5 protein-coding genes and 1 pseudogene are annotated in these 5,418 nt (G+C 66.2%); 2 read left to right on the top strand and 4 right to left on the bottom strand.

Annotated elements, in window-relative coordinates; all coding sequences use genetic code 11:
• From AB0J67_RS38970 to AB0J67_RS38955, 4 genes and pseudogenes are all read right to left on the bottom strand, one after another.
• On the bottom strand, positions 1-954 hold a 954-nt coding region (locus tag AB0J67_RS38970), incomplete at its 3' end, for an IS110 family transposase (protein WP_363490495.1).
• Positions 955-1,319: 365 nt separating this feature from the next.
• A pseudogene (locus AB0J67_RS38965) lies at positions 1,320-1,586 on the bottom strand (transposase family protein); the annotation flags it as partial.
• Entirely contained in the window at positions 1,547-1,909 is a 363-nt protein-coding gene (locus AB0J67_RS38960) for a transposase family protein (RefSeq protein WP_363490493.1), read from the bottom strand. The pseudogene AB0J67_RS38965 and the gene AB0J67_RS38960, both read right to left, overlap by 40 nt.
• A 1,066-nt stretch (positions 1,910-2,975) precedes the next feature.
• The gene (locus AB0J67_RS38955; protein ID WP_363490491.1) at positions 2,976-3,710 is read right to left on the bottom strand and encodes a hypothetical protein; all 735 of its coding nucleotides are present in this window, start codon (positions 3,708-3,710) and stop codon (positions 2,976-2,978) included.
• Between the two features lie 662 nt (positions 3,711-4,372).
• Between AB0J67_RS38955 and AB0J67_RS38950 the strand changes: the two genes are divergently transcribed.
• Positions 4,373-4,882 (top strand): hypothetical protein, encoded by a 510-nt coding sequence (locus AB0J67_RS38950; RefSeq protein ID WP_363490489.1) that lies wholly within the window; start codon positions 4,373-4,375, stop codon positions 4,880-4,882.
• Between the two features lie 285 nt (positions 4,883-5,167).
• A partial coding sequence (locus AB0J67_RS38945) for a 3,4-dihydroxy-2-butanone-4-phosphate synthase (RefSeq protein ID WP_363490487.1) occupies positions 5,168-5,418 on the top strand: 251 nt, incomplete at its 3' end.

Raw genomic sequence — 5,418 nt, 5'->3', positions numbered from 1 at the left:
GCTGGTGCCGGAGCGGGTGACCGGGGCCAGCCCAGCGTAGGCGGCGAGGTGGCCGGAGCTGGCGAAGCCGGTGCCGTCACCGACCTTCAGCAGGATCTGGGCTGCGGTCCTGACACCGACGGCGGGCATCGAGGTCAGGACCTCGGCGAGAGGGTGGGCATCGAGTATCCCGTCGACCTCTGCGGCGACCTGTTGCCGCTGTTGGAGCACGTCTTGCAGGCTGCGGGCCAGTCTCGGCAGGATGGTCTCGGCTGTGGCGGTGCCGGCGACGGTGACGGTCTGTTCGCTCAGGGCGGCCATGATCTGCTCGACCAGCCGTTCGCCCATGCGGGGTGCGTTCTTGGCGGCGATCGCGGTGAGTTTGCGTCGGCTGGCTTTGCGCAGCCCGGCTGGGCCGCCGCAACGCGACAGCAGTTCCAGCACCGCTTTGTGCTGGACCTTTGGACCAAGTACCCGTTCCAGGGCGGGGTGGATCTGGGTGAGCAGGCCACGGATCCGGTTGGCCTGTCGGGTCGACTCGCCTGCGAGGTCGTCGTCGAACCCGACCAGTACTTCGAGTTCGGCCAGGGCTTCGTCGCCGATGTCGACGCGGCGCAGCGTGTGTGGCAGCGTCCGGGCGGCGTCGGCGATGACGGAGGCGTCGCGGGCGTCGGTCTTGGCTGCGCCGGGATGCAGGTCGGCCAAACGACGCATTGCCAGGCCGGGAAGGTAGGCGACCTGATGACCGCAGGCGCGGGCGACTGCGACGGGCAGGGCGCCGATCGAGGACGGCTGGTCGACCACGACGAGTACCTGGCCGTGGCGGGCGAGTTTGTCGAGCACCTGCTGCAGTTTGGCCTCACTGTTGACCAGCGCGGCGTCGTGCAGCCGTCTGCCGTCACGGTCGAAGGCGACCGCGTGGTGGCCTTCCTTGCCGACGTCGAGGCCGAGGAGCACCTGGTAGTCCGCATGCATGTATCGCCTCCCCGCGACACTTGCCCTGTGTCTCGGTCGCCGATCTGGCATCGACTGCCGGCAGCCATGTTACGAAGAGACCTGCCCAAGGCACGGGGGGCCGTGTCCCTATCAGCGGTGGGTCGACGCCACCCGCCCCGGCGACAACACCCCGGATCATGCGTACGACAGGGGCAGTAAGTCATACCGGGCCGAGCGACCGAGCCGTCCCCGGCTGGGGACATCAAAAAGGTAGCGGGGGCAGAAGTGGGCCTCGATCGTTGGCCAGTGAGGCCATTCATCCTGATTGGCGTCGATGTGGCGTGGTGTAGGGCCAGGATGGCCTGCGCGATGGCGTCGGTCTTGCCAACGGTGCAGCGGATGCGGGTGAGGATCTGCCAGCACTTGAGCGTGGCGAAGCCACGTTCTCCCGGTGCCCGGACGGCGGCGTGGCGGCGGTTGTGTGCCGAAGCCGCCGGGATCAGGGGCTTGTTTTTGCAGGTGCGGACCGGCGTGATCGGGGTGGGCGCTTCGCCCTGGTAGCCGCGGTCGGCCCAGAACTGCGGGTCATGTCGGGCGGCGGCGTCGACGACGCCGTGCTGGCGGACGGCGGTCAGGTCGTGGGTGAGCCGGGCAGCCCGTCGGAGATCCACAGCAGTTGGCCCGTGTCACCGGACAGGGCCTGCAGGTTGACGTCGTAGGTCCGCTTGCGGTGCACCCGCCAGCGCTTGTGCTGGCCGGTCCAGCGCACGAGGAAGGTCGCGGTGATTGTGCCGTTCAGGATCGTGACCTTGCGCTGCCTGCCTGCCGGGGCCTGGTCCAGCGACGGCGCGTGGGCCGCGAGCAGGGCGACGGCCTCGGTGACGTAGCGGTAGCAGGTGGTCGGCGACAGTTCGAACGACGCTGTCAGGCGGGCCAGGCTGTCGCCGCAGCGCAGGTGGACCAGGACCAGCAGCGCCTGCTGGGCGGGCGACAACTTGCGCCACCGGCAACCGACGCTGGTGCGGTGCTCGGCCAGCAGGCCGGCCAGGAAGTTCAGGTGGGGTGTCGACAGGCCCGGAACGACGGCGCGGAGTTAGCAAGTGAGGTTCCTGCTGGACTGGCGTGTGGTAACGCAGTCCTTTCAGTAGCCTCACTGCGTAGTACGCATCTCAGGCATCTGGTTGATCACGAGACATCCACGGGTGTCGTTGAAATGACCTCGGTGTTCGGCCGCTGGGGTGAGGTGTTCGGAGACGAGCTCGTGGTAACGAACTGCTGCAGTCCCTGATGGTCCACGCCCAGCCGAGGCGGCCATCGGCTGCATCGACTTGCGCAATGTACCTGCCCGGAGCCAGGCCGCGGCCGCGTGGGCGCAGCCGATCCGCTAACGCGATCCGCTCGTCGGCGCATATACCGAGCGATCTGGCCCGATGGGCTGCAGGCACGGGATCGACCTGCAGCCCATCGGTGCTTAACTTCTGACGCGCCCCGCTGAATGATGGTGTGGTTCACCATCATTATCCTTGGGCACGGCTGGACCGACCTTAGCGGCGGCGGCCTGGTGCCCCGCGCTCGCTTGCAGTCCTGCGGCCATGCGTCGCCCAGCCATCAGGACTTAACTCTGTTATCCCTGAAATCGAGTCAGGTGTTGGGAATATCTCTGGGACCAAGCACGTGAATGGACTCTAGTTGACACATGGACAGAACGGATCCGGGAAGTCCTCGCTTCCCTCGGAGGAGGTAGAAACTACGCGCACAGAACTAGCGCCGTCGGCCGCAGCACTGGCAGAAGCGCCAAGCGCGATGCTGAGAACCATCCCCAACGCTGCAGTGGCCGCTGACATGGCGGCGACTTTTGCGATCTTCATAACTCTCCCGTTCTTCGGCGGAGTGTATCCAAGCTGAAGTACGTGGCCGAGGCGCTCATCGGATCTGCAGACGCTCCAGACTCGCCCAATCGCGAACGTAGTTGATGTTGATCAGGTTGATCAGGTTGAGCCTTGGAGGCGGCCACGAAGTGAAGCTCCTGATGGCGCCTCTGTGTCAAGAGGCTGTAGCAGTCATCCGCTGTTGATCCTTGACGGGGTGGCGGTAGATGACGTGGGCAGGTCGCCGTTTGACGGGCTCGGCGCGCTTCGGCGGGTCTTGCCCTCGGTGAGTTTGCGCTGGTAATAGTCTGCTCCGGACCCAAGGCCGCGGGCCTGACAGACGGCGATGGTGTGGGGCGCAGAGTTGAGCTGGCGGTTGCCGCCGGCGTTGAGGCGGTGGCGGCGGCGCTCGCCGCTGGAGGCGTCCAGCGGCGAGGTCCGGTGTAGCTGGCGAAGTGGTCTGTGAAAAGCGCGTAACATCGCCGACGTAGCGGATGATCTTGCGGCCCAGTATGGTGCCCAGGCCGTGGATCTGGGTGAGGCTGCTGCCGCCACGGGCACAGCATGGCCGGTCTGCTTCTCGTTGCTCTTAAGCAGCCGGTCCGTCCGGTGGAGGTCGTCGATCAGGTCTCGGGCGAGATCGCGGCGGCAGGCGTCGGCGGCGATTGTCGGCCGGACCGAGCGCAGCAGGGTAGCGGACAGGCCAAGCGCGGCGCCTGCGGGGACTGGGTCCTGCAGCAGGCCATGGAGACGATTGGTGATCCGGACGCGTTCGTGGGCCAGTCGTCGCGGCGTTGGGCTAGTATCCGCAGCAGCATGGTCTGTTTCTGCGACGTCGGTGCGCAGCTTGCGGCTACATTGAGCGACATGCGCGACGCTGGCGGCGTCGTGGAGGTCGGTCTTGCGGGCGTCGCCGGTGTCCAGCACCCTGGCACGGATGCTGAGGGTGCCTGACACGTCAACGACATGTTCACCGGCCGCGGCCGGCAGTCGGGCGATGGGCCGGCCTAGCCCGGTCGCGCCTTCAACGGCGAACCGCCGTTGCGGCCAGTCCGCGGACTGCTATGAGGGTCTTGAATGCGGCGGCGTTGACGGCGACGCGGCGGGTCGCAAGGGCTGACGGGTGGGTCAAGCGCGACGGCGCTGAACGAGGACCTGTGCGGGTCGATACCGATGGTGGTCACAGGCGGTGGCTCTCAGGAGACGACGGGCGTCGCTCAGCGAGCCTCCGTCACCGCGCGTACACCACGGCCTCGGCACGCCGCGCCTACATGGCACCGCCGTGACAGGCCATGGCCGTACCGCTAGCCCGCCGTCGGCGGCCGCGCTGCGACGCAGGTTGAATGACGGAACCGATAGGCGCTGGGATCCGTAACCCAAGTGGCGCAGTTCACTTCGGCTGCGACGTCGGCGGTCAGATCCAAATATCGAGTATCACGCCCTATGTCATTCCGGGCCTGAGGGTAGTGGTCGTGCGTGTCCGTTCGACAATGCGCTGACAACTAGCCGCATTGTCCCTTCCGCGATTTCTTCGTTATCAATCGATCAGCATGCCTCGGTCAAGGGCAATGCGATAGGAGTTGGATCAGATGAGTTTTCTCCGACGGAAGCGCTGGGTGCTGGCCGCAGTTGCATGTGTCGGCTTGCTCGGCCTCGGAGGCGTTGTGTTGTCTAGTGGAGAAGGCCCCGCAAAGGCGAAGCCGGAGACGTTGGTGCCGCTCGCGCAGCAGTCACCGGTTGCGCCACCGGCGGGCATGGTGGCATTGATCAACACGCCTAAGGGAAAGGCCGTTGCTGACCACCAAGGTTACGTGCTCTACACCTCCAAAAAAGATAGAGTCAGCAAGGATGGTAAGGCAGTGTCCTCGTCGTGCGATGCCACATGTGCCAAGACATGGCCTCCCGCGCTGGCCGAGTCTGGAATGCCAATCGCGCTACCCGGAATTGACCCCCGAGCGCTCGGCGTGTTAGTCCGCCCGGACGGCGGGAAACAAATTACTCTCAACGGCCATCCGCTGTACCGATACATAAACGATGCACGGCCCGGCCAACCTTCTGGTGATGGTGTCGAGGGCATTTGGCAGATTGCCCGTCCCTGACCGGTGAGGCCTGGCCCGAGGGTTCTGCACGAGTCCCCCGGCGTTCACCGTGTGCCTACCGTAGACACGATCGAGTATGCCTCTGACCGCGCCGGACCCTACTCCGGCCAGGACAAGTGACGGGGAGCGGTCATGGCCGACACGGCGGGAGCTTCCTCGCTACCGACCCGCAGTGCTCGTCATCGCTGGGCACACCTCCCCACACGACTTGCTGGTCCCGTAGGCCGAAGACGCAGCCGAAGGTTCTCGGAGGCATCCCGCTCTTTCGCGATCCGTCGTGTGTCGGTGAGCGAGGTCGTGGTCGATGACGAGGACCGCGAGAACGAGGGCGACCTGATCTTCGCCGCCGAGCTGGCCAGCCAGGAGCTGGTGGCCTTCACCGTGCGCCACACCTCCGGCTACATCTGCGTGGCGATCACCGAGGACGAGGCGGACCGGCTGGAGCTGCCGCCCATGTACTACACCAACCAGGACCGGCGCGGCACCGCGTACTGCGTGACCGTCGACGCCCGCGAGGGCGTGTCCACCGGCATCTC

Source organism: Catellatospora sp. NPDC049609, from assembly GCF_040675365.1.
Lineage (GTDB): Bacteria > Actinomycetota > Actinomycetes > Mycobacteriales > Micromonosporaceae > Catellatospora.
The sequence above is the reverse complement of the archived record's forward strand: the minus strand, read 5'-3'. Positions and strand labels throughout refer to the sequence as shown.